Raw genomic sequence first — 24,226 nt, 5'->3', positions numbered from 1 at the left:
AAATGAAACATAAGAAAAATATAATATGGATTTCACACGGAAGTACTTTAAATGGTGCTGAAAGAGTATTGATAGAAGGAGTTAAAGGGCTTAAAAATTTAAATTATGAAGTAAATGTTGTTTTTCCTTCGAATGGAGAATTGTTGGAAAAATGTAACCAATATGCTGACAATATTTCAATCACAAATATTCCGTGGTGGATCGATAGAGGTGTAAGAATTAATTTTATTTCTAAAGTAATTTTACTTCTAAAAATTTTTAAATCAACTTTCAATATTTTAAAGGAAATTAGAAAATTAAAAAGTGATACAGTAATCTCAAATACTATTGCAATACCAAGTGGAGCAATAGCCGCTTTTATATTAAGAAAAAAACATATTTGGTATATTCATGAATTTGGAAAAGAGGATCATAATTTTAATTTCGTATTTAATGAATGGTTGTCATGTAAAGTAATTTCATTGTTATCAAATAAAGTGATTTTTAATTCTATTGCTGTTAAAAATAAATTTGAAAAATATATAAGTAATAAAAAAACTACTATTCTTTATAGTGCTGTTGATATTAATTCATTTTATAGAAAAACATATACTAATTTTATTTTTAATGAAAACAAACCTTTAAAAATTGCGATTATTGGGAGAGTGTCGAAATCTAAAGGACAATTTGAAGCAATAAAGGCAATCGAATATTTAATTCTAGAAAAAAAATATAATATTATTCTTAAAATTATTGGAGGATCAAACGATGAATATACTCTACAATTGATTAAATATGTTATCGATAATAAAATAGAAAAACAAATTGAAATTATAAACTTTATTTCTAATCCTATTGATTATATGAAGGAGAATGATGTATGTTTAAATTGTTCTAAACAAGAAGCATTTGGTCTGATTACATTAGAATCTATGAAATTAGGTATTCCAATTATAGCTTCAAATACTGGAGGAAATCTTGAATTAGTTGAAAATAATAAAAACGGAATGCTATATATTCAAGGGAATTATAAATCCTTAGGTGAAAAAATCGAATATTTATATTTAAATCCAAATGAAATAAAAAGAATGGGTAGTTATGCCTATGAATGGTCAAATAAAAATTTTAATATGACAAAATATCAAGATGAATTAAACAGAGTTATCTTGGATTTATATAAAAACATTTAGATGCAAAATAAAATAAAACCAATTGCAATTTATCTTCCACAATTTCATCCTATTCCGGAAAATGATAAGTGGTGGGGTAAAGGATTTACAGAGTGGACAAATGTAACCAAAGCCCAGCCACGATTCGAAGGGCATTACCAACCGCATTTGCCTGCTGATTTGGGGTTTTATGATTTGAGATTAGAGGAGGCAAGACTTGCTCAGGAAGCAATGGCCAAAGAATATGATATATATGGTTTTTGTTATTATCACTATTGGTTTAATGGTAAAAAAATTTTGCAGGAGCCGTTGGACAGAAAATTGAAAAACCCAAAAGAAGATTTTCCGTTTATGCTTTGTTGGGCAAACGAAAATTGGACAAAAGCGTGGGATGGTAATTTTGAAGATGTTCTTTTGAATCAAAAATACAGTTTAGAAGACGATTATAATCATATTCTAGAATTGATAACTTTTTTTAAGGATGATAGGTATATAAAAGTGAATGGAAAACCTGTTTTTATAATTTATAGACCAAAGTTTTTTCCGGATATCGAAAAAACAATTGAAATATGGAGGGAAGAAGCAAAAAAGGCTGGTTTTCCGGATTTGTACCTTGGTTTTTCTCAAAATTTTGAACATCAATTTGAACCAAAAACGAAAGGATTTGATTTTGCATTTGAATTCCAACCTAATTTTTCGAATACACCCGCGAATATACATTACCCAAGAACCTTTTTTGAGAAAGTAATCCGAAAGATTAAAAAGAGTATAAAAATTAAAGTAGTAGATTTAAATTATTATTTTGGATATTCTGGTTTTGTTGCCAAACAAATAAAGGTAGGGTTCAAAAAAGATGTCTATCCTGGAATAACTCCTATGTGGGATAACTCAGCTAGGCGTAAGGAAAATCCTTTTATCCTTCACGATTCTACTCCTGAAAAATATAAAAGCTGGTTAGAACATATAAAAAACAACTATCCATGGCAAGAAATGCCTGATGCTTTTTTATTTATCAATGCATGGAACGAATGGGCAGAGGGGAATCATTTAGAACCATGTCAAAAATGGGGAACGTCTTATTTGGAAGCTACAAAAGAAATACAAGAATAAATGCTGGCGATTGTTATACCATACTACAAACTCAATTTTTTTGAAGAAACGTTACAGTCGTTAGCCAATCAAACCAATAAAGAATTTAAAGTGTATATTGGAAATGATAGCAGTCCGCAAGATCCTTTGCCACTATTGGAAAAGTACAAAGATCAATTCGATTTTGAGTATTTTACATTTGAAGAAAATTTAGGGAGTATTTCCCTGGTACTACAATGGAAACGTTGCATCGATTTGACTGGAAGCGAAGAATGGTTAATGATTCTTGGAGATGATGATTATTTAGATTCCGCGGCTATTGAAAATTGGTATAAGAATTATAATCTTTTTTATAAAAAATCTGAAGTCATCCGGTTTGCTACAAAATTGATAGTTGAGGAAACACAAACGGTTTCGAAAGTTTATTCTCATTCTGTATGGGAACGCGCTACAGATTCGTTTTATAGAAAATTTGAATATTTAACAAGGAGCTCCTTGTCAGAGCATATTTTTTCCAGAACTGCTTATGTCAAATATGGCTTTTATGATTACCCTTTGGCCTGGAACAGTGATGATCGGGCCTGGCTAGAATTTTCGGATAATAAACCTATTTTCACCATTAATGAAAGCGTTGTTTTTATTAGGATTTCAACGATTAATATTTCAGGAAAAACAGATAATTTTTATGAAAAGGATTTAGCAACTCTTGAATTCTATAAATTTATAGTTTTAAAAAAATTAAAATTTTATAATAAACAGCAACGCCATAGATTGCTTAATAAATATGAAAATGTAGTCAAAAAAATCAGAAAGCTCTATTTGTCCGAATGGTTTTTACTTCTGTTTTCCTATGTGAAGTATTTTGATTGGTATTTGTTAAAAAAGGTTTTGAAAAGATTTATAAAAAGTATTTTAAATTATGAATAATCCTTTAGTCTCCATCATAGTTCCCTGTTACAACCAAGCTCAATACTTGGATCAGGCTTTACAATCAGTATTAAATCAAACATATGACAACTGGGAGTGTATTATAGTTAATGATGGGAGTCCAGATAATACAAAGGAGATTACGCATAAATGGATTGTTACTGACAATCGTTTTGTTTATTTATATCAAGAAAATTCAGGGGTTAGTAGCGCACGTAATTTAGGTATTGCTTTTTCAACAGGAACGTTTATCCTTCCTTTAGATGCAGATGATAAAATTTCACCAGACTATGTGGCATTAGCTGTCGAATCTTTTCAAGCTGAAAAATCTTTGAAAGTAGTTTATTGTAAAGCCGAAAAATTTGGAGATGAGGTAGGCATGTGGAATTTACCCTCCTTTACACTCAAAGAATTATCTTTGGATAATGTGATTTTTTGTACGGCTATGTTTAGAAAAGAAGACTGGAAATTAGTGGGAGGCTATGACAATAGGATGGTTTCTGGATGGGAAGACTGGGAATTTTGGATTGCCCTTTTAAAGGATGGTGGCAAAGTGAAGTGCCTGGAAACTGTTGGGTTTTATTATAGAATAAAAGATATATCTAGGCAAAAACAAATGATTTATGATAATATGAAACATTTGCTTGAATACCTGAGTGTAAAACATGCTGATTTTTTTGTTGCACAATACGGTTCATTCATTCATTTAAATAACATTATAAAACAGACCCAAAAAGAAAAATTTTATAAATTAAGAAGCAAAAAATTTGTTGTTGATGTTTTTTGCAAGACTTTTTTCGGATTTTCTATTTTCGGAATATATAAAAAAGATTTATAGTTATGCTAGCCATAGTTATTCCTTATTACAAACTCTCTTTTTTTGAAGCAGCACTAAAGTCTTTATCATTACAAACAGACAAACAATTTAAAGTGTATATCGGTGACGATGCTAGTCAGGAAAACCCAACCGATTTACTTGAAAAGTTTAGAGATAAATTTGAATTTGTATATCATCGGTTTGATAGTAATATTGGTCAAAAATGTTTAGTTAAACAATGGGGACGTTGTATTGCTTTAACAGAAGATGAAGAATGGATTATGATTTTGGGAGATGATGATGAGTTGAGTGAAAATTGTATTGAAGATTTTTACTCGAATTTACCAGAAATAAAACATTATGATTGTAATGTCGTGCGATACGCTACTATAATAAATGATGTGGTACACAAAAAATTATCTATAACTTATACTCATCCATCTTTAGAAAAATCGACTGATTTTTTTTACCGACGTTTTACTAATCAAACTAGGAGCTCACTTTCAGAATATATTTTTAAAAAAAGTGCTTGGAAAAAACACGGTTTTTATAATTATAATTTGGCTTGGCATGCAGATGATAGAGCCTGGCTTGAATTTTCGGAGTTCAAATATATCTATTCTATCAATTCATCTCATGTAATTTTCAGGCTGAGCAAAGAAAATATCTCGAGAGGTGGCTATAAAATCAAAGAAAAACAAAAGGTTACTTTGCAGTTTTATAAATTTTTTATAGTCAGACATCTTTATCGATTTAGTCGCTACCAGCGAAAAGATTTCCTGTTGTATTATGAGCAATTGATTTACAAGAATAATAAACGAACATTGTTCTTTTGGATTTTGCTCTTTTTATTATTTTTAGCTAACTTTTATATTGTTCAAAGTATAAAATTTACGAGAAGATTTTTAATCAATAGGAGAAGAGATGGAGAGTAAACCCAAAATAACAATTATAATACCGGTTTACAATCGTGCTCAATTGCTGTCCTATACCCTAAACAGTATTTTGGAACAAACTTTTATCGACTGGGAATGCATTCTCATTGACGATCAGAGTATCGACGATTCTTTCCTTGTTTTAAAGGCATATCAAAAAAAAGACCCGCGTTTCAAAGTCTTTAGGAGACCTGCAGAATTAAAAAAAGGAGCTAATTCATGTCGTAATTATGGATTTTTGCAGGCTATCGGTTCTTATATTAAATGGTTTGACAGTGATGATATTATGTTGCCGAAACATCTGGAAATAGCTTACCATACTATTCTTAAAAATAAATTGGATTTTGTGGTGACCGATACTCTAAATTTTAATCATGAAAATGGAGAAATAGTAAATAAACCCTACAAATTTGATAGAAAGGAAGCCATAATTACTGCTGAAAATTTTGCATTGAACCAAATAGGATGGATAACAGATGATTTTTTAGGGTCAAGAGAAATCGTAGAGAAAATAAAATTTAATGAGAAAATTATAGATGGTGACGAATATAATTTTTTTATAAAACTTATGCAATTACCTTTTAATGGTAATTTTATAGATGAAGTATTAACTTACAGAAGAATCCATGAAAATTCTGTAACAGTTAAAAATAAAAAAAACGAAACTAATTATCTATCGATAATTGCAACTTTAAAATACCAAACAGCACATGATTTAGTTATTTATAATAATGTTTGGTTAATTCGGTGGTTTTTATCGGGGTATATGCTATATTCTTTTAAACTTGCTGGTGAGAATGAGTCTGTTCCTTTTTGGCAACCAGCTTTTAAGCTTATTTGCATCTATTATTCATTCTCTAAAGGATGTGCTTTTATTGTAGCTTTGGTTACTGCTAAGTATTATAATAAAGGATACAATATTATGAAATATGCAAGAAAATAAAATAATTATGAAACAGCTTGTCTCAATCATCATTCCCTGTTATAACGATGGGCAATACATTGAGCAATCAGTAAATTCAGCATTAGCACAAATCTACTCAAATATAGAAGTGATTGTAGTTGATGATGGTTCAAATGCAGTAACTAAGGATGTTTTAAAAAAAATTGAGCCAACTATCACCAAATTAATTACTCAAAGTAATCAAGGGCAAAGTACTGCCAGAAATGTAGGGATCCGAGCAGCAAATGGAGAATATATTTTAGTATTAGACAGTGATGATTTTTTTGAACCTACTTTTTGCAGTAAGGCGATAGCAGTTTTTTTAAACAAAAAAGAGGTGAAAATTGTAACCTGTCAGGCAAATTTACTTTTGGAAAATGGCTCAAAAGTTGTTTATACTCCAAAAGGGGGGACAATCTCAAATTTTATGATTTCTAATAGCGCTTTAGGAACTTCAATGTTTAAAAAAAAGGATTGGAAAGTCTGTGGTGGTTATGATGAAAACATGAGAAAAGGTTTTGAGGATTGGGAATTTTTTATTCGGCTTTTAAAAAACGGTGGTGAAGCAGAAGTTATTGAAGAACCTTTATATAATTATAGGAAAAAAAATAACTCAACAACGGTAAAAGCTAATCAAATAAAATATGAGTTATTACAATATATTTATGTTAAACACATAGAATTATACAAAGAAAATTGCGAGTCATTAATTAGGCATTTTTTAAGAAAAATTGAGGGAGAAGAAATAGAGAAATTAAAAAATTTAAATAGAATTGAATATAAAATTGGATTTAATATTTTGAGACCATTTAGATTTATCAAAAGAAAATTTAAAATAATTAAAATAAAGTATGCAGCAAGTCATTTTAATTACTGCTTATAAAAATTATAATCACTTAGAAGAAATTATATTATTCTTTGATGTTGATTTTGAGATATATATTCATATTGATAAAAAAAGTAAAATTACAAAGGATGAATTAAATCAATTAAAAAAATATAGTCAGGTAAAACTCGTGTCACAAAAATATAAAGTCAATTGGGGAGGGTTTAACCATTTAAAAAGCATTCTTTTTTTGGCTGAAAAAGCATTAAAAAATTCACAAAATTATTATTTTCATTTGTTGAGCGGGCATGATTTTCCTATTAAAAAATTAACCGAATTTAAAGAGTATTTTGATAATAACAGAAAATTAGAATTTATAAATTACTTTGATGTTCCTAAAATCGGTTGGGTTGATAATGGAGGAATGGATCGAATAGAATATTATAATTTATATGATGCATTAGACGCGAAGATTCCAAAACAAAATGGTTTGATTAGACGCTTAATTGCCATTCAAAAAAGATTGACCTTTAAAAGACCAATTTCCTCTAAATTTCCAAAACTTTATGGAGGGTCGACATGGTGGAGTCTGAGTAGAGATTGCTTACAATATGTTGTCAATTTTACTAAAAACAATAATTTTGTTCTTAAAAGATTCAAGTACACATTGTGTTCAGAGGAATTTTATTTCCAAACCATAATTATGAATTCTCACTTTAGTTTAAAAGTAGCCAATAATAATTTAAGATATATCGACTGGGTTGCTAGAAATGGTAATAATCCAGCTATTTTAGATACGAGTGATTTTGAAAAACTAGTAGCAACTGATGCTTTTTTTGCACGTAAATTTGAATATCCTCTTTCTATTGATTTAATGAATCAGATTAAATCCATTACAAAATGAAACCAAAAATAACTATAATTATGGCGACCTATAATAGGGCTCATTTTATTATGGAAACCTTAGAATCTATACAAAATCAATCTTTTAAAAACTGGGAATGTCTTATTATTGATGATGGTGGAACCGATGATACAAAAAAAATTTTAGTTCCAATTCTGGAGCAAGATGATAGGTTTCAGTTTTTAAAACGTTCTTATAAATATAAAAAAGGTTTGCCGGGTTGTCGCAATTGTGGCTTGGATATAGCCAAAGGAGAATTTATTGTTTTTTTTGATGATGATGATCTGGTACATCCCGATAATTTAAAAATAAGTCTTGAAGTTATTGAAATCAATAATATCGACTTTTGTCATTATCAAAAAATGTCTTTTGTAGAGGAACGACCCATCATTAAAAGTAATCCAATTGCAATAGTAAAATCGCTAAGCAAATCGGATATAGAAAAAATAATTACTCAAGAAATAGGTTTGGCTTCTTGTACTGTATTGTGGAAAAAACAATGTTTTGATTTCATACGATTTAACGAAAGTCTTTTGTATGCTGAAGAATGGGAGTGTTATACTAGAATTATTGCAGAAAATTTCAAAGGAATAATAATTGATAATGTTTTATATTACAATAGAAAACATCCTGACTCCAATACTGGCGAGTTTTACAGGAATAATTCCATTAGGCGGGAGTCATACACTAAAGCTGTTTTGCTAGTGATTAAAAATCTCAAAGAAAAAGAATTGCTTTCGGCTTCCTTAAAGCGTTATTTTGTAACCCTTTCAAAAAATTTTACTGAATATAATTTATTTATTGCCATTTTAAATGTTCTAGATTTGACTATATTTGAAAAAATAAAATGGCAACTTTTTTATATATCCTATCCTATCCGTTTACCCATTTATAAAATCAAAAAAGCATTACAAAAGTAGCAAGCAATGAAAATTCTAATCGTTTTCGGTACACGTCCCGAAGCCATCAAAATGGCACCACTGTATCACGAACTATGTCAGTCAGAGCTTAGCTTGTTCCAATCCTATCAAGGGGTTGAAGACTCAAAAAACAAATTTGAAGTAAAGGTTTGTGTCACGGCACAACATCGCAAAATGCTAGATCAGGTATTAGATTTTTTTGAAATTGTCCCAGATTATGATCTCAATTTGATGCAACCTAATCAAACTCTAAATGGTTTGAGTGCTAATATTCTTCTTAAGATGGATGAAGTTTTGATCCAAGAAAAACCCGATTTAGTTTTGGTTCATGGTGATACAACTACTTCATCTATGGTAGCCTTGGCGGCTTTCCATCTAGGGATTAAAGTAGGTCATGTGGAGGCAGGATTACGTACCTTTAACAAGCATGCTCCATTTCCGGAAGAAATCAATCGCCAAATAACCAGTAGAATTGCCGATATTCATTTTACTCCTACTGAACAAGCTAACCGAAATTTGTTAAAGGAGGGAATACTTCAAAAAAATATTGTAGAAACTGGAAATACAGGTATTGATGCTTTATTCTGGACTCTAAACAAAATGGAGACTAAAAATTATACTAATCCTGAAATTGAACAATTAAAAAATAGTTTACCTACTAACAAAAAAATAGTGTTGGTGACAGGACATCGCCGAGAGAATTTTGGAGAAGGCTTTCAAAATCTTTGCCAAGCTCTTTTGAAAATTTCTGAAAGAGAGGATGTGGTAATTATATATCCTGTACATTTGAATCCTAATGTTAAGGAAATAGTATATGAATTATTGTCCAACAAGGTAAATATCCAACTTATTCCGCCAGTTTCTTATCCCACTTTTGTTTGGCTGATGCAACAATCTTATTTAATAGTTTCTGATTCAGGAGGTATACAGGAAGAAGCACCATCACTAGGAAAACCCGTTTTAGTCACCCGAAACGTTTCCGAAAGACCAGAGGGGGTGGCAGCAGGATTCTCTACCATAGTAGGTACTGACAAAAATGAAATTATAAAGAACATTCAGGATATCATGGATAATTTTGAAGGTTTTGGTTTACAAAAAAACCCCTATGGTGATGGGAATGCATCAAGAAAAATCATAGAATATTTATTAAATCAAGCTTAAAATGAAAATTCTTGTTGTAGTTGATTCTATTAATGTGAATGATAGTAGTGGCTCAAAAGCCAATGTATCACTAATTCATAATCTGGCAAAAGCGGGTTACGAAGTATTAGTATATCATTATTCAAGAAAAAATATCCAATTTCAGGGTGTTACTTGTGTGTCTATCAAAGAAAGAAAGTTTTCTTTATTTTATCTACTAAGTAGGTCACAACGAGAGATTTCAAGAATTACTAAAATTAATTTTAATTCAAAAATAGAATCTATTTTTGGTTTTTCTTTCACATTTTTTAATGATTCTAATAGCATTAAAGAGGGATTGAAAAAAGTTCAAAACTTTGAATCTGATTGGGTTTTAACGCTGAGTATGGCTTCAAGCTTCAGGCCGCACAAGGCACTTCTGGGTTTGCCTGAATGGCATTCTAAATGGTTAGCTTATATACACGATCCCTATCCGATGCATAGTTATCCAAGGCCTTATGATTGGGTAGAGCCGGGGCATCAATTCAAAAGAGATTTTTTCTTGGAAATAATCGAAAAAGCTAGATATGTGTTGTATCCAAGTAAATTCTTAGCGGATTGGATGCAAAGTTATTATCATAATCAAAAAGGAAAAGAGATAATTGTCCCGCATCAAATTGCTAAAGAAACAATAGATCTAAGTTTATTGCCAACTTACTTCAATCTGAATTATTTTAATATCTTGCATGCAGGTAATATGATGAGTGCAAGAAATCCAATAGCACTAATCGAAGCTTTTGAGAAATTTGTAGAACAAACGCCTAAAGCTAAAAATCATTCAAAACTTTACTTTATTGGAAGCCCTTCTTGTTTTGATGAACAAATAAAGGAAAAACAAAAAATGATGCCTCAACTTTTTTTAAGCAAGGAATATGTGCCTTTTCAAACTGTTTTGGCAATGCAATATTTGACCTCTGTTAATGTTATTTTGGAAGCATTGGGACCGCTAAGCCCCTTTTTACCCGGAAAGTTCACGCATTGTGTTCAAGCTAGAAAGCCTATTCTTTTGTTGGGGCCTTTTTTTAGTGAATCAAAACGATTGTTAGGAAATGATTACGCTTATTGGAGTGCAATAGATGATGTAGACCTTATTCATTCTCATATTAACGCGTTATATTATCTTTGGTTAGAAAATAAAAATCACCTAATAATGGATAGACCTGATTTGATGTATTATCTTTCTGAAGCGCATCTACAAAAAACTATAAATGAATTGAAACCGTAAACCATGATTACTCTCGTATTTACTTATCGTAATCGATCAATCCATATTGTAAAGAGATGTTTGCAATCGTTGAAAGAACAATCTAATTTGAACTTTCAAGTTGTTTTAGTCAATTATGGAAGTACTACGATTTATACCCAGCAAATTGAAAAATTACTCGAAAATTTTCATTTTGTAACTGCTATTAATTGTGAAGTTTCAAAACAGCTTTGGAACAAATCAAAAGCCATTAATATCGCTTTAAAAAAATGCGAAACATCACATTTTTTTGTTGGAGACATTGATATGATATTTCGTAATGATTTTATTGAAAAACTTAATTGGCTTAAAAGTGATAATGAAGCTATTTATTTTCAGGTTGGTTTTTTAAGTGAATCAGAATCTAAATTAGACAAATCATTTGATAACTATAAAATCAAACATAAAACCAATGAAGAAGCCACGGGAATGACTTTATATCCCACCAAACTTTTAAAAAAAATCAGTGGTTATGATGAATTTTATCACGGTTGGGGAGCAGAAGATACCGATGTTCATTGTAGATTGAGAAATGCGGGAATAAAAGTTAATTTTTTCGATAAGACAATATTATTATTGCATCAATGGCATCCTAGATCCTACCGTTCTATGGAAAGTATCGCCCCATTTCATTCCAGTTTGGAACAAATCAATCACCAATACATTCAGAAAATTGTTCAAAATAAAATGGTGTTGGCAAATACAATTTTTGATTGGGGTTTAATTCCCAATTCAATGGATTTTACTTCAAATGTGATACAATCTTTTCAAATGACAAATCAAGAAAGTGAAGTAAATGCAATGTTGTATGGATTATGGGATAATTATAAAGGACACTATTTGATTATAGACATAAAGCCTCATTCAGAATATAAAAGTGTAAAAAATAGTATAAAAAAAATTATAAAAAAAAAACATTTTGTTTTTTATGATTTTCAGAGTCTAAATGATTTAATACTAATTCATTTGATTACTCGATTTAGAAACCAGTACTATGAGTATGAATGGGATAAAGTTATAAACACAATTCAATTAAAAATAGTCTTGTAAGATGAAAATTTTAATGGTTTCCATGCCTTCTCTACATTTTTTCCGTTGGTCAGAACAGCTTCAGGATTACGGTCATGAGGTTTATTGGTTCGATATTACAGATGGTGGAGCAAAAGTAGAACGTTTGCACTGGGTAAATCAAATAGTGGGTTGGAAATTGTGTTGGGATTTTCCGGGAAGGATTTTTTTAAAAATAAATTTTCCAAAATTATATATTCTCATTCAAAAATTTAATGAAAGAAATATAACAAAAGTATTTGAGCAAAAAATGTTAGAAATTCGACCTGATATTGTACATAGTTTTGCTATACAAATTGCTTGCATTCCCATTCTTTCGGTGATGATGAAACATAAAAAAGTCAAGTGGGTTTATTCTTCTTGGGGAAGTGATATGTTTTATTTTATAAACCTGAACATTAAGGAAATTACTATGAATCAAGCTTTGAAGCGTATTGATTTTTTAATAACTGATTGTAATCGTGATTATGAAATTGCAAAAAAAATAGGTTTTAATAATAAATTTTCAGGTGTTTTTCCTGGAAATGGAGGTATTGATTTTCCGATAGAAAAAGAACAATTATTGATGCCCAAAGATAGAGATACTATTTTAATAAAAGCTTATAGTGACGAGATTGGAAAGGGTCTTGAAATAATAAAATCTTTTGATGAGGAATTAATTTCTTTGTTAATGGAATTTAAAATTGTGCTTTTTGGGGCAAATCAGGAAATTGTTGATTATATAAAAAACGATAACAAATTAAAACAATTGAATTTTATTGTCTATTTAAAAAACCGACCGATACGCAATGAAGAACTTTTAAAACTGATGAACCACAGCTATATTTATATAGCAAATAGCTTGTCTGATGGTTTACCTAACGCCCTTTTGGAAGCTATGGGAATGGGATGTTTTCCCATTCAATCTAATCCAGGAAACGTGATGAGTGAAATTATTGAACATAATAAAAATGGCTTTTTAATTACTAATCCTTTAGATTTAAACGAAATTAAAAAATGGCTTTTAATCGCATTACTGGATAAAAATTTAATAAATTATAGTTTTGAAGCCAATGTAGATACTATTAGAAAAAAGTGTAACAGAAAAGATTTAAAAGATCAAATTGGTAGTATTTATGAAGAAATATATAAAAATTAGATTGATACAATTGTTTGATTTTGCTTTTAAGAATAAAAAACAAAATTACTTGGAGGTCAAAACAATAGCATTGAAAGCACAAAAAAAATCCGATATTGAAAGATGGTCTGTAAATAATTCTTTATATGAAAACTGGAATCAAAGAACAGCGCTATTAGCTACTTTTTTATCTGAAACAGCTAAAATTATTGAGTTTGGTGCAGGAGCTATGTACTTAAAACAACTCATAAAGCCTACTCAGACTTATGTCGCTTCAGATATTGTTAAACGATTTCCTGAGACACTTGTTTTTGACTTAAACGGACAATTAGATATAGATTTGTCTTTATATGATACTATAATTTTTAGTGGTGTACTAGAATATATATATGATATTGAAAGGCTATTTGAAAAAATGAAAAAGGAAAAAATAAATCAAATAATCCTATCTTACTGTTGCTCTGATGTAATGAAAGTTTCAAGAGAGAAAAATGGATGGTTAAGTGATTACACCCAAATACAATTAGAATCGATTTTCAAGAAAAATAATTATAAAATTGTTAATCATCAGATTTGGGAAAAACAAACAATTTTTAATTTAATGTTTGATTAACATAGAAAAGATTTTTTTAACAATTTTAAATTTTATCTATGGCTATAAAATTATATAAAGTGGCTAGTTTTACCTATATTGCCTCCGATAATATTGATGATTTAGAGTATTTAAAAAACAACAACAGAGAAATCGCCAACACAATATTAGAGTCAGACATTATTATATCTCAAAATTACAAACACATAAAAAAAATACTTTTGGAGCGCTATTTTTAAAAAGAAGTTTCTGACATGGACTTTAGAACCATGATTTGATACTAATTTTACCACCGAAAATTTTTTTTTTTTTTGATTATTCAAATAGAATATAATGAATGTATTCACCAATGATGTTTTTGTTTCAAATATTACTTTTATAACGCATATAATTTCTAAAAAAATAGATTTAGTAGTTGACGATTATGAAACAAAATCTTGAAAAATAATTTAGTTGATGTCGTATTACAAATGGGTTAATGAACCAAAATTGTTAAGGCAAGGGGATAATGTTGATTTAATTGGTTTGCGTTCAAAAATTGCACTTGTGGAAAATAAATTAGGAATTTTGGATGTTTAAGACAAAGGTTGGCCTAACGGTGTTTCTAAAGAAGATTCAAGAGATGGAGATTAATTGCAATAAAGCTTTGTTAATCCTATTGAAAGATATTAGGGGAAATAATTTTATTATTAATCTAAAAAGGGCAAACACTCATTAATCCCTTTTGCAACGATTCAATAATTTCTGTTCGAATAAGAATACTTTTTTCATTAATCAAATCAATCAATTGAGCTTCTGATTTTTTATTGTCAAATAGAAAAGGTGTAGCATTGAAAACCCCAACTGATTCAAAATAATCTTCAAATTTGATATCATCACCAAAGAGTTTATCCGAAAATTTTACCCAAACGGCAGAAATTCCATAAGCATGTGAAACAATAATACCGTGCAAAGAAGAAGAAATAATGTGCTCACAGCTCCTAATTTCATCGATTACGGTTTCTACGGAGTTATTTAAAAGATTAATAATTTTAATTTCAGAACTGTTAATATACCAATCTGATACCAAAGGATAATCTACAAAGTGAGGGATAATTCCAATTTTATATTTTCTTGGTATTTTCGAACTGTAGTATTTGGGCAAAAGCAAAGCGGGATCTCCATATACTTCTGGAACATTATAGTTTTGGAGTATTAAATTTTTTCTGGTTTTTGGACCTCTTACTGCTAAGAAAGTTGCCCTGGCTACTTTTGTGTCATATTCAATTATACCACTTCCCCAAACAATACTTTTGTTGTCTACATGGGCTAAAATACTTCCTGCGGTAACATAAATAGTAGTGAAAAAATCATACCATTTCCTTTTATTTGGTTGTACAAATCGAACTTCTTTTCCGCATATTTTTTTAATTAAATAAGGACCAACGATATCTCCAAAATTTTCTAAATTATTTTTTCCAAATTTTTCGGATGCCCACCAAAAAAGTGGAATAGTTTTTTTAGAAGACATGTTTTTTTGTCAAATATAAACTTTTTTACAAATCTATTTTTAAGCGATTGTTAATATAAACAAAATAGGTGTCAACTGTATAATATTAATAAACAGAAATTATACCTATTTTTGTCTAAATAAAGAAATTTTAGCCATGTTTCTAAAAAAAACATCTCCATATTTAATAGCTGAAATTGGTCAGGCGCACGAAGGCAGTTTGGGCATTTTGTATTCCTATATTGAAGCCATTGCACTAACTGGTGTTGATGCCGTGAAGTTTCAACTGCATATAGCTGAGGCAGAAAGCAGTGAACACGAACCTTTCCGGGTGAAATTCTCTTTGGAGGATGATACCCGTTTTGACTATTGGAAACGAATGGGTTTTTCTTTAGCGGAGTGGAAAGGGATTAAGCAACATTGTGATAGTGTGGGGCTTGACTTTATATGCTCCCCTTTTAGCAATTTAGCAGTAGATTGGCTGGAGGAAATCGGAACTAAATATTATAAAATAGGCTCAGGTGAAGTTACTAATTTCTTGATTTTAGAGAAAATTGCACAAACTGGAAAACCTGTGATTTTGTCTTCAGGAATGAGCTCATATGCTGAATTAGATCAAACCGTCAATTTTCTGAAAGAAAGACAGGTTAATTTTTCTATTTTGCAATGTACGACTGCTTATCCCACTATCCCAGAGCAATATGGATTGAATGTGATTCAAGAATTAAAGGAGCGATATAAAGTTCCTGTTGGTTTTTCAGATCATTCTGCCCGAATTGAAACCTGCATCGCAGCAACGGCTTTGGGTGTCAGTATTTTGGAATTTCATGTTGTTTTTGACCGACAGCTTTTTGGCCCGGATGCGAAAGCGTCTTTGACTATGCAAGAGACTAAAGATTTAGTAGTAGCCGTTCGAAACATAAGTGTCGCTTTGTCGCATCCTATTGATAAAAACAACAATACTAATTTTTCGGAACTCAAACAGATTTTTGAAAAATCATTAGCAGTCAACAAAAAATTGCCTAAAAATCATGTTATTACTTTTGGTGACTTAGAAGCAAAAAAACCAAAAGGGTTTGGGGTCGATGCCCTGCGATTTCAAGAAGTAATCGGGAAGGTTTTGAATCGGGATTTGAATCAATGGGATTTTTTGACTGAGGGGGACTTCGACAAGCTGAGTCTGACGGAGTGAGGTCTTCGACTCTTCGATAAATACTCAGGGCATAAAGGGTCTTCGACGCTTCGATATAAACTCAGGTAAGGTTCTGCTCAGAAGGACAAGTGTAAGTTGAGGACTTCGACCCTTCGATAAAATACTGAGGGCAGGCTCTGCTCAGATTGACAATCATTTTTATAATTGTGTTTAGTGGTTTATCGAAAAGTCTTTAATAATCTTGTCAAAATTAATTGTTGTCGCGATGTCACACTGAGCCTGTCGAAGTGCTTTTATATTATTAATAACATGAAATTCTACTACGTCTATATCGTCAAGTGCTCAGATAACTCTTATTACACAGGAATGACCAATAACATCAATAGAAGAATATTTGAGCATAATTCTGGAAAGAATCAGGATTGTTATACTTATAATAAGAGACCTGTTGAATTAGTTTGGTTTGAAACTTTTTCAGAACCTACACAAGCAATTATGGTTGAGAAAAAAATTAAAGGCTGGAGTAGGAGAAAGAAAGAAGCTTTAATAAATGAAGATTGGGATAAACTAGTGAAGTATTCAAAAAATTATACTGAATTTGGAAAGGACGCCCTTCGACAAGCTCAGGATGACACGTCTTCTACAAGCTCAGTCTGACAAATTCAAGTTTTATAGAAGATCTGTGACTCTTCTATAAAAAATCAGGACATAAAAGGTCTTCGACAAGCTCAGACTGACAAGTGCTAATTAGTATGTATATTTTATAGAACTAGGTTTCCGCTTTGAAGAACTTACTCAGTCTAACATCAGAATGTTCTATTTGATAAAAATAACGTTTTCACCTGTCCGCTTTTTGCCTACTTTTAAACCCAATAATAATAAATTTAAAATGCCGAAAAGAAAAATAGTTGTAGTAATAACGGCGCGTCCTTCTTATAGTCGCGTAAAAACGGTTTTGTCTGCTATACAAAGGCATCCTGATTTGGAATTACAATTAGTGGTTGCCGCATCTGCCTTGTTAGATCGTTACGGTTCTGCTGTGAATTATATTGAGAAAGATGGTTTTACGATTGCTGCCAAAGTATTTAATGTATTGGAAGGAGAGAATCTGACTGCAGCGGCGAAAACAACAGGAATTGGAATATTGGAATTGTCGACCGTTTTTGATAATTTAAAACCGGATATCGTTGTGACCGTCGCGGATCGCTTTGAAACAATGGCCACTGCTATTGCGGCTTCTTATATGAATATTCCTTTAGCACACATACAAGGGGGAGAAGTAACCGGAAATATTGACGAAAAAGTACGTCATGCCATCACAAAATTGGCAGATTATCATTTTGTAGCCTCCGAAAATGCTAAAGAAAGAGTCATCAAATTGGGAGAGGATCCTGAAATGGTTTTTAACACCGGATGCCCTTCTATTGATTTGGCAGACGAAGTAGTATTGAGTGAAATGCTTCCTTTTGATCCATATGAGAAATATGGTGGAGTGGGAGCAAAACCAGATTTGGCTGATGGCTACTTAGTTGTTATGCAACATCCGGTAACTACTGAATATCTAGATTCCAGAAAACATATTGAAGCTACTCTGGAAGCAATTCATAAATTAAATAAGCCCACGCTTTGGTTTTGGCCGAATGTAGATGCCGGCGCAGATGGAACCTCTACAGGGATTCGTGCTTTTAGAGAGCAACACCAGTTACCCAATGTTCATTTTTTTAAGAATATGGAAGGCAAAGATTTTTTACAACTTCTGTACCACAGCGATTGTTTAATTGGAAATTCAAGCGTAGGTATTAGGGAATGTGCTTTCTTAGGGGTTCCTGTTGTTAACATAGGATCTCGACAAAATAGAAGAGATCGAGGCGGCAATAGTGCTGACGTTGATTATTGTCAAAATAGTATTGAAGAAGCCATTTTAGACTCCGTGCAAAGAGGTAAATCAATCTCTTCCTCTATTTATGGAGACGGAAAAGCAGGTACGCAAATAGCCGAATTATTGCTACATTTACCTTTGCAGTTTCATAAAACAATCATGTATTAAAGGCTTCGACTTTTCGATAAAAACTCAGTGCAGGCTCTGCTTAGTCTGACAGGACTTCGACAGGCTCAGTCTGACAATCCATTTTTACTGACAGTTGATGTTGTAATTTATCAAAAGACCAGAATAGTTAAGAAATGAAAAATAAATTTAAAATAAAACCTAGTTTTAGTATAAATAATACCAACATAAAATGCGAATTTTAGGCATCATACCTGCTCGTGGAGGTTCAAAAGGTATTCCTGGGAAAAACATTAAACTGTTGAACGGGAAACCGTTGTTGCAATATACAGCTGAAATTGCTTTGGGATCACAGTATTTAACAGCTGTGATTGTGTCCAGTGAGGATAACCAGATAATTACGGTGGCCAAAAGCTTGGGAATTCAAGTACCTTTTTTACGACCAGAGGAATTAGCCCAAGACACAACACCCACTATAGATGTCATTATTCATGCGTTGAAATGGTTCGAAAATCAGGCTATTTTCTTTGATGCCGTTTGCTTGTTGCAAGTAACCAGTCCTTTTAGAACCCTTGCTTTTTTAGATAAAGCCATCGAAAAATTTATAGCAAGTGGTAGTGATTCTTTGGTTTCGGTGCAAAAAGTACCCCATGAATACAATCCACATTGGACTTTTGAAGTTAATCCCGAAGGAAACTTAAAAATTGCCACCGGAGAAGAAAAAATCATCAGCAGAAGACAGGAGCTTCCTGAGGCCTATCATAGGGATGGAATTATTTACATAACGAAAACTAAAGTGCTGTTGGAACATCATTCTTTGTTTGGTAAAAGTATTTCATTCATTGAGTCTTCTCCTGAATTTTATGTAAATATAGATACGTTAGCCGATTGGGAAAAGGCGGAACAAATGATTAAAAACAATCAAAAATAATGTGTGGTATTGCAGGAATAATTGGAGCTTTCGAAACCTATCAGTTGGATGCCATGCTTTTGAGTCAGCACCATAGGGGTCCGGATGCCACGGGGAAATATATTGACAGGGATTTTGCTGCCTTAGGTCATAATCGATTGGCTATTATTGATTTGTCTCCAGCATCCAATCAACCTTTTTTGGATCCTTCTGGGCGGTATGTTTTGGTTTTTAATGGTGAAATCTATAATTATATAGAGTTAAAAACTGAAATGAAAGGACTGTATTCTTTTAAAACAGATTCAGATACCGAAGTTTTACTAGCTTCGTTTCTTGTTTACGGGCACGACTGTCTGCAAAAATTGAACGGGATGTTTTCTTTTGCTATTTGGGATAATCAAGACAAAAAGTTATTTGCTGCAAGAGACCGATTTGGTGTCAAACCTTTTTTTTACTGTACAGAAAAGGACTCGTTTTATTTTTCATCAGAAATAAAAGCGATTCACGCTGCGGGTATTTCACGGATTCCATTCGAGAAAGTCTGGGCTTCTTATTTTGCTTATGGTTCTTATGGAAATCCTGATGAAACTTTTTGGGAGGAGATCTTGCAATTGCCCGGCGGCCATTTTTTAGAATTTCAAAACCAGCAATTGGTCCTAAAAAAATGGTATTTTTTTGAAGACGAAGTTGCCAAGCAACCTAAGAATTTAACTTTTGAGCAAGCCAAAGAACATTATGTTGTTCTTTTAAAAGACAGCATTAATTTGCGTTTCAGGGCTGATGTCCCCATTGGTTTCAATATCAGTGGCGGGTTGGATAGTTCCGTATTATTGGCTTTAGTCAATGTTCAAGAGGATAATTCTAAAATAAATGGTTATACTTTTTATACGAATAATCCTGACTACGATGAATTGCCTTGGGTAGAAATGATGATTGCCAAAACCAAAAATCCTTTGACGAAAGTGCTGCTTCAAGTAGAAGACGTTCCTGATTTTGCACAAAAAATGGAAGGACAGCAAGATGAACCTTATGGAGGAATTCCCACTTTGGCGTATGCCAAAATTTTTGAACAAGCCAGAAAAGATAATGTGTTAGTATTGCTTGATGGACAGGGTATGGACGAACAATGGGCTGGGTATGATTACTATACTCAAGAAAATGATGCTACTATTCAAGGAGTTATGGATTCGCCATTCAAAATAAATTTGCTTTCAGATAGTTTTTTGGAAAAAGCCGAAAAACCAAACTATCCCAAACCCTTTGTCGATGCGATTTTAAATAAACAATACAGGGATTTATTTTATACCAAAATCCCACGAGCACTTCGATTTAATGATCGAATTTCCATGCTGTTTTCCACGGAATTACGGGAGCCTTTTTTGGATTATCGATTGGTGGAATTTGCTTTTTCATTACCGCTGGATTTTAAAATAAAGAACGGAACAACCAAATTTATGTTGCGAGAAATCGCCTCAGAATATTTGGCCAATGATTTAGCCTTTGCACCTAAAAGACCCTTACAGACCCCACAGCGGGAGTGGCTTGCAGAAGATTTGAAAAACTGGGTTAAGGAATGTTTTTCAACTGTTGAAAAATCAAAATATGGGGTGTGGTTTGATAAAGCAGCATTGGAAAAAGAGTTGGAATTGTACTTTGGGGGTACTATTCAATCCAGTTTTCATATTTGGCAATGTATAAGTTTGTACGAGATGATACAGAACATTAATTGATTTACCGTAAATTTAAATTAGAAAAAACGATATTTGGGAAATCTAAATATTATTGTATACAGAGAGAAGATGCAAATCAAGAAGAATAATATATTTAATGTCGCAAAATGCTGACCGTTAGTAATTACCATTATATTCGTGAGAATTTCGATGCGCCATTTTTAAGTATTTTTGGTGTAACTCCTAAATTATTCGAAAAGCAATTGTTATTGCTAAAGAAAACGGGTACATTTATTCACCCAAATGATTTAATCAGCAATCCTGATAAAATTATAAAATCCAAACAAAATTATATTCTAATTACTTTTGATGATGGATTGAAAGAACAGTTTGAATTAGCGAAACCAATTTTAGATCAATTAAAAATACCAGCTTTGTTTTTTGTTAATTCTATAAACCACATTGAAAAAAAGGTTTCTTTAGTGCACAAAATACATTTATTGCGTTCCCAAATGTCTCCATCAAAATTGTTAAGTACATTTGCTGCCGCAGGCCCAAAATTTATCATTGCATTATCTACGCTTGAAAAGAGAAAAGCGATATTGCATTATAATTATGATAATGAGGAAAGTGCTTATTTGAAATATATATTAAATTTCAAACTAAATATAGCCGAGCAGTCAAAATTAATAGATAGTATTTTTGATCATTTTTTTAATGAAAAAAAAGTAATAGAAACGCTTTATATGGCCGAAAACCAATTAACAATATTGGCTAAAGAAGGAATGTTAGGAAGTCATACGCACAGTCATATGGCGTTGGGATTATTAGAACCGGAATTAATTGAAGATGAGTTATCAAAAACAAAGCATTATTTAAAACAATTAACTAATACTAATATAGTTAGTATTAGTTATCCCTACGGTAGTATTGAGGCTTGTGCGAAGCCAGTTTCTGAACTAGCTCAATCATTGGAATATACTATTGGTTTTACAATGGAAAGAGGAATTAATACAGGAGATGAAAATAAATTACTTTTGAAGCGATTTGATTGTAACGATTTGCCAGGAGGAAAAAACGAAAAATTTTTTAAAGATGAATATAGCTTTATTTACAAGTAATCATTTACGACACAAGTATATTGCTACTGAAATAGCGAAGACGCTTTCTTTGAAATTGATTATTTGTGAAGAGAAAAATGAAGCTATTCAAGAGACTTCTTCATTTATTGATGCTGATGCAAAAGTGCTGGAAAATCATTTTACAAATAGAAGAGCTTCTGAACTGATTTTTTTTGAGAATTGCCAAGATTTTCCTCAAGATGTTGAATTAGTTGAAATTAATTATGGAGAAATAAATAGCCAAAAGTCGCTGAATTTATTAGAAAAATCAGAAATTGATTGCATTCTTCTTTTCGGGACATCGATGATTAAACCAATTATTCTTGAAAAATTTCCAAATAGAGTAATTAATTTACACTTGGGATTATCACCTTACTATAAAGGGTCTGGAACTAATTTTTTTCCAATTTTTAATAATGAATTTGAGTCTATTGGTGCAACAATTCATTTGGCCGATGATAAAGTAGACAGTGGGGTAATATTGCATCAGTTTCGTCCTGATTGTATTGATGAAAACGATAGTATTCACTCAATTGGAAATAAAGTAATACAGAAAGCAGGTTTTATTTTTCCCAAAATAGTTGAACAATATTTGCTAGGAAAAATTATATTACATCCACAAAAAGAAAGCGAAATAACAAAAGAGTTTCGATTAAAAGATTTTACTCCCAATTCTGTAAGAAAAGCAAACGAAATTATAAGAGATGGTGGGATATTAGACTATTTAACAAATAAAGCACAGCGACTGGCTTTAAAACCAATTGTTTCTAATTATGAAGAATAAAAAAATTTTTGTTTTATTACCTGATGGAGTTGGATTACGAAATTTTGCTTTTACCCAATTTTATGATATTGGGATTAGAGAAGGTTTGGATATTGTCTATTGGAATAATACTGTATTTGATTTATCCTCATTGGGATTTAAAGAGATTAGAATTCAGAATTCGAAGCTTCATTCTTTTACAGATTTTTTAAAGAATGTAAAAATACAAATTGGATTAAATCAGTTTATAAAGAAAACTAATGACAAGGTATATGATACTTATCGTTTTTCGTCTAGTAATGAAACAATAAAATCAAAATTAAAGTCTTTTTTTACAAATATTTTAATTAAATATTTTGATTCGGAAATTGGATTGAAAAAAATAAGTCAGCGTATAGAAAATTTGGAACGTAATACTCTTTATTACAAGGACTGTATGAAGACTTTAGAAAAAGAACGACCCTCTTTTGTCTTCTGTACCAATCAACGTCCCGTTGTTGCAATTGCTCCTTTATTGGCAGCTCAAGATTTAGGAATACCAACAGCAACATTCATATTTTCATGGGACAATTTGCCAAAAGCCACAATGATAGTTGGCGTTGATTTCTACTTTGTTTGGAGCGATTTTATGAAAAAAGAAACATTGTTTTACTATCCTTATATTAATGAAAATCAAGTTTTAGTTGTAGGTACACCCCAATTCGAACCTCATTTTGATAAATCTTTGATTTTGGGCAGGAGTGATTTCTTTAAAAAGTATGGTTTAGACCTAGATAGAAAATATATTTGTTTTTCTGGAGATGATATCACTACTAGTCCTCATGATGAACAGTATTTAGAAGATGTAGCACATTCGATTGAATCCTTAAATAAAAATGGACATAATTTAGGAATTATTTTCAGAAGGTGTCCAGTAGATTTTTCTAATCGATATTGCGGTACTTTAAAAAAATATCAAAATATAATTACCTCAATTAATCCTTTGTGGAATCAAAACGGAGATTCTTGGAACACTGTGATGCCTACGGCTGAAGATTTAAAATTGCAAGTAAATATAATTGCTAATTGTGAGATGGTTGTGAACATAGCTTCGTCTATGGTATTTGATTTTGTAGCATTTAAAAAACCTTGTTTGTATATCAACTATAATGCTGAAAACAAAAAAAAGGATGATTGGAGTTCTCAAACGATTTATAACTTTGTCCATTTTCGTTCGATGCCACATGAAGCAGCTGTAGTTTGGATAAACGATTCAAATGAAATTGCATCGAAAATTGAAATGATGCTTAAAGATTCTAAAATAACGGTTAATCATGCTAAAGAGTGGTTTAAAGTAATTAATAAACATCCACCCCAAGATGCGTCCAAACGAATTTGGGACAGCATTAAAACAATAATTTCATAAAA

At 31.3% G+C, this 24,226-nt stretch carries 24 protein-coding genes; 23 read left to right on the top strand and 1 reads right to left on the bottom strand.

Annotated features, from left to right (window positions below; translation table 11 throughout):
- Positions 1-2: 2 nt before the first annotated feature.
- The 15 genes from DR980_RS09370 to DR980_RS09300 are packed head-to-tail and all read left to right on the top strand — an operon-like array spanning position 3 to position 13,947.
- On the top strand, positions 3-1,169 hold the full coding sequence (locus DR980_RS09370) for a glycosyltransferase family 4 protein (RefSeq protein ID WP_113635390.1): 1,167 nt from the start codon (positions 3-5) through the stop codon (positions 1,167-1,169).
- On the top strand, positions 1,170-2,258 hold the full coding sequence (locus DR980_RS09365) for a glycosyltransferase WbsX family protein (RefSeq protein WP_113635388.1): 1,089 nt from the start codon (positions 1,170-1,172) through the stop codon (positions 2,256-2,258).
- Positions 2,259-3,164, top strand: coding sequence for a glycosyltransferase family 2 protein (locus tag DR980_RS09360; protein ID WP_113635386.1), 906 nt, complete (start codon positions 2,259-2,261; stop codon positions 3,162-3,164).
- Complete coding sequence (locus tag DR980_RS09355) at positions 3,157-4,002, top strand: glycosyltransferase family 2 protein (RefSeq protein ID WP_113635384.1); 846 nt, start codon at positions 3,157-3,159, stop codon at positions 4,000-4,002. Before DR980_RS09360 ends, DR980_RS09355 begins: the two co-directional genes overlap by 8 nt.
- A gap of 2 nt (positions 4,003-4,004) precedes the next feature.
- Positions 4,005-4,916 carry a glycosyltransferase family A protein gene (locus DR980_RS09350; protein ID WP_113635382.1) on the top strand — a complete coding sequence of 304 codons (912 nt, stop codon included), beginning with the start codon at positions 4,005-4,007 and terminating at the stop codon, positions 4,914-4,916.
- On the top strand, positions 4,906-5,859 hold the full coding sequence (locus DR980_RS09345) for a glycosyltransferase family 2 protein (protein ID WP_113635379.1): 954 nt from the start codon (positions 4,906-4,908) through the stop codon (positions 5,857-5,859). The genes DR980_RS09350 and DR980_RS09345 overlap by 11 nt, the downstream gene beginning before the upstream one ends.
- A complete protein-coding gene (locus DR980_RS09340) occupies positions 5,846-6,742 on the top strand; it encodes a glycosyltransferase (RefSeq protein WP_244199287.1) in 897 nt (298 codons plus the stop codon). Before DR980_RS09345 ends, DR980_RS09340 begins: the two co-directional genes overlap by 14 nt.
- Complete coding sequence (locus DR980_RS09335) at positions 6,711-7,589, top strand: beta-1,6-N-acetylglucosaminyltransferase (protein WP_113635377.1); 879 nt, start codon at positions 6,711-6,713, stop codon at positions 7,587-7,589. The genes DR980_RS09340 and DR980_RS09335 overlap by 32 nt, the downstream gene beginning before the upstream one ends.
- Entirely contained in the window at positions 7,586-8,509 is a 924-nt protein-coding gene (locus tag DR980_RS09330; RefSeq protein ID WP_113635375.1) for a glycosyltransferase family 2 protein, read from the top strand. The genes DR980_RS09335 and DR980_RS09330 overlap by 4 nt, the downstream gene beginning before the upstream one ends.
- A gap of 6 nt (positions 8,510-8,515) precedes the next feature.
- Positions 8,516-9,670, top strand: a complete 1,155-nt coding sequence (gene wecB, locus DR980_RS09325; protein WP_113635373.1) for a non-hydrolyzing UDP-N-acetylglucosamine 2-epimerase — start codon at positions 8,516-8,518, stop codon at positions 9,668-9,670.
- Between the two features lies 1 nt (position 9,671).
- Positions 9,672-10,913 (top strand): glycosyltransferase family protein, encoded by a 1,242-nt coding sequence (locus DR980_RS09320; RefSeq protein ID WP_113635371.1) that lies wholly within the window; start codon positions 9,672-9,674, stop codon positions 10,911-10,913.
- 3 nt (positions 10,914-10,916) lie between these two features.
- Positions 10,917-11,981, top strand: coding sequence for a glycosyltransferase family 2 protein (locus DR980_RS09315; protein WP_113635368.1), 1,065 nt, complete (start codon positions 10,917-10,919; stop codon positions 11,979-11,981).
- 1 nt (position 11,982) lies between these two features.
- Positions 11,983-13,137: a glycosyltransferase gene (locus DR980_RS09310; RefSeq protein ID WP_244199286.1), complete on the top strand. Its 1,155-nt coding sequence runs from the start codon at positions 11,983-11,985 to the stop codon at positions 13,135-13,137.
- Positions 13,115-13,729, top strand: a complete 615-nt coding sequence (locus DR980_RS09305; RefSeq protein ID WP_113635366.1) for a methyltransferase domain-containing protein — start codon at positions 13,115-13,117, stop codon at positions 13,727-13,729. The genes DR980_RS09310 and DR980_RS09305 overlap by 23 nt, the downstream gene beginning before the upstream one ends.
- 38 nt (positions 13,730-13,767) lie before the next feature.
- Complete coding sequence (locus tag DR980_RS09300) at positions 13,768-13,947, top strand: hypothetical protein (RefSeq protein WP_113635364.1); 180 nt, start codon at positions 13,768-13,770, stop codon at positions 13,945-13,947.
- A gap of 455 nt (positions 13,948-14,402) precedes the next feature.
- Here the strand turns inward: DR980_RS09300 and DR980_RS09295 are convergent, their stop codons facing one another.
- Positions 14,403-15,218, bottom strand: a complete 816-nt coding sequence (locus tag DR980_RS09295) for a polysaccharide pyruvyl transferase family protein (protein WP_113635362.1) — start codon at positions 15,216-15,218, stop codon at positions 14,403-14,405.
- A gap of 136 nt (positions 15,219-15,354) precedes the next feature.
- On the opposite strand from DR980_RS09295, the gene DR980_RS09290 reads away from it, so the two are divergent.
- From DR980_RS09290 to DR980_RS09255, 8 genes are all read left to right on the top strand, one after another.
- On the top strand, positions 15,355-16,389 hold the full coding sequence (locus tag DR980_RS09290) for an N-acetylneuraminate synthase family protein (RefSeq protein WP_113635359.1): 1,035 nt from the start codon (positions 15,355-15,357) through the stop codon (positions 16,387-16,389).
- Positions 16,390-16,659: 270 nt separating this feature from the next.
- Positions 16,660-17,007 carry a GIY-YIG nuclease family protein gene (locus tag DR980_RS09285; protein ID WP_113635356.1) on the top strand — a complete coding sequence of 116 codons (348 nt, stop codon included), beginning with the start codon at positions 16,660-16,662 and terminating at the stop codon, positions 17,005-17,007.
- A gap of 232 nt (positions 17,008-17,239) precedes the next feature.
- On the top strand, positions 17,240-18,397 hold the full coding sequence (neuC, locus tag DR980_RS09280) for a UDP-N-acetylglucosamine 2-epimerase (RefSeq protein WP_113635459.1): 1,158 nt from the start codon (positions 17,240-17,242) through the stop codon (positions 18,395-18,397).
- Positions 18,398-18,587: 190 nt separating this feature from the next.
- A complete protein-coding gene (locus DR980_RS09275) occupies positions 18,588-19,286 on the top strand; it encodes an acylneuraminate cytidylyltransferase family protein (RefSeq protein WP_113635354.1) in 699 nt (232 codons plus the stop codon).
- Entirely contained in the window at positions 19,286-20,995 is a 1,710-nt protein-coding gene (gene asnB / locus DR980_RS09270; protein WP_113635352.1) for an asparagine synthase (glutamine-hydrolyzing), read from the top strand. The genes DR980_RS09275 and asnB overlap by 1 nt, the downstream gene beginning before the upstream one ends.
- A 107-nt stretch (positions 20,996-21,102) precedes the next feature.
- Positions 21,103-22,056 (top strand): polysaccharide deacetylase family protein, encoded by a 954-nt coding sequence (locus tag DR980_RS09265; RefSeq protein WP_113635350.1) that lies wholly within the window; start codon positions 21,103-21,105, stop codon positions 22,054-22,056.
- Positions 22,031-22,840: a formyltransferase family protein gene (locus DR980_RS09260; RefSeq protein WP_113635348.1), complete on the top strand. Its 810-nt coding sequence runs from the start codon at positions 22,031-22,033 to the stop codon at positions 22,838-22,840. Before DR980_RS09265 ends, DR980_RS09260 begins: the two co-directional genes overlap by 26 nt.
- On the top strand, positions 22,830-24,224 hold the full coding sequence (locus tag DR980_RS09255) for a glycosyltransferase family 28 protein (RefSeq protein WP_113635346.1): 1,395 nt from the start codon (positions 22,830-22,832) through the stop codon (positions 24,222-24,224). The genes DR980_RS09260 and DR980_RS09255 overlap by 11 nt, the downstream gene beginning before the upstream one ends.
- The last annotated feature ends 2 nt before the right edge of the window (positions 24,225-24,226 follow it).

This window comes from Flavobacterium psychrolimnae (assembly GCF_003312425.1).
GTDB lineage: Bacteria > Bacteroidota > Bacteroidia > Flavobacteriales > Flavobacteriaceae > Flavobacterium > Flavobacterium psychrolimnae.
Note: the sequence above shows the minus strand (reverse complement) of the source record. Positions and strands in the feature narration are given on the sequence as shown.

Coding starts and splice junctions, on each gene's coding strand:
- DR980_RS09330 (WP_113635375.1), top strand. CDS start 7,586: ATGAAACCAAAAATAACTATAATTATGGCGACCTATAATAGGGCTCAT.
- DR980_RS09370 (WP_113635390.1), top strand. CDS start 3: ATGAAACATAAGAAAAATATAATATGGATTTCACACGGAAGTACTTTA.
- wecB (WP_113635373.1), top strand. CDS start 8,516: ATGAAAATTCTAATCGTTTTCGGTACACGTCCCGAAGCCATCAAAATG.
- DR980_RS09300 (WP_113635364.1), top strand. CDS start 13,768: ATGGCTATAAAATTATATAAAGTGGCTAGTTTTACCTATATTGCCTCC.
- DR980_RS09365 (WP_113635388.1), top strand. CDS start 1,170: ATGCAAAATAAAATAAAACCAATTGCAATTTATCTTCCACAATTTCAT.
- DR980_RS09290 (WP_113635359.1), top strand. CDS start 15,355: ATGTTTCTAAAAAAAACATCTCCATATTTAATAGCTGAAATTGGTCAG.
- asnB (WP_113635352.1), top strand. CDS start 19,286: ATGTGTGGTATTGCAGGAATAATTGGAGCTTTCGAAACCTATCAGTTG.
- DR980_RS09335 (WP_113635377.1), top strand. CDS start 6,711: ATGCAGCAAGTCATTTTAATTACTGCTTATAAAAATTATAATCACTTA.
- DR980_RS09265 (WP_113635350.1), top strand. CDS start 21,103: ATGCTGACCGTTAGTAATTACCATTATATTCGTGAGAATTTCGATGCG.
- DR980_RS09255 (WP_113635346.1), top strand. CDS start 22,830: ATGAAGAATAAAAAAATTTTTGTTTTATTACCTGATGGAGTTGGATTA.
- DR980_RS09260 (WP_113635348.1), top strand. CDS start 22,031: ATGAATATAGCTTTATTTACAAGTAATCATTTACGACACAAGTATATT.
- DR980_RS09285 (WP_113635356.1), top strand. CDS start 16,660: ATGAAATTCTACTACGTCTATATCGTCAAGTGCTCAGATAACTCTTAT.
- DR980_RS09360 (WP_113635386.1), top strand. CDS start 2,259: ATGCTGGCGATTGTTATACCATACTACAAACTCAATTTTTTTGAAGAA.
- DR980_RS09295 (WP_113635362.1), bottom strand. CDS start 15,218: ATGTCTTCTAAAAAAACTATTCCACTTTTTTGGTGGGCATCCGAAAAA.
- DR980_RS09315 (WP_113635368.1), top strand. CDS start 10,917: ATGATTACTCTCGTATTTACTTATCGTAATCGATCAATCCATATTGTA.
- neuC (WP_113635459.1), top strand. CDS start 17,240: ATGCCGAAAAGAAAAATAGTTGTAGTAATAACGGCGCGTCCTTCTTAT.
- DR980_RS09345 (WP_113635379.1), top strand. CDS start 4,906: ATGGAGAGTAAACCCAAAATAACAATTATAATACCGGTTTACAATCGT.
- DR980_RS09275 (WP_113635354.1), top strand. CDS start 18,588: ATGCGAATTTTAGGCATCATACCTGCTCGTGGAGGTTCAAAAGGTATT.
- DR980_RS09310 (WP_244199286.1), top strand. CDS start 11,983: ATGAAAATTTTAATGGTTTCCATGCCTTCTCTACATTTTTTCCGTTGG.
- DR980_RS09350 (WP_113635382.1), top strand. CDS start 4,005: ATGCTAGCCATAGTTATTCCTTATTACAAACTCTCTTTTTTTGAAGCA.
- DR980_RS09340 (WP_244199287.1), top strand. CDS start 5,846: ATGCAAGAAAATAAAATAATTATGAAACAGCTTGTCTCAATCATCATT.
- DR980_RS09355 (WP_113635384.1), top strand. CDS start 3,157: ATGAATAATCCTTTAGTCTCCATCATAGTTCCCTGTTACAACCAAGCT.
- DR980_RS09320 (WP_113635371.1), top strand. CDS start 9,672: ATGAAAATTCTTGTTGTAGTTGATTCTATTAATGTGAATGATAGTAGT.
- DR980_RS09305 (WP_113635366.1), top strand. CDS start 13,115: ATGAAGAAATATATAAAAATTAGATTGATACAATTGTTTGATTTTGCT.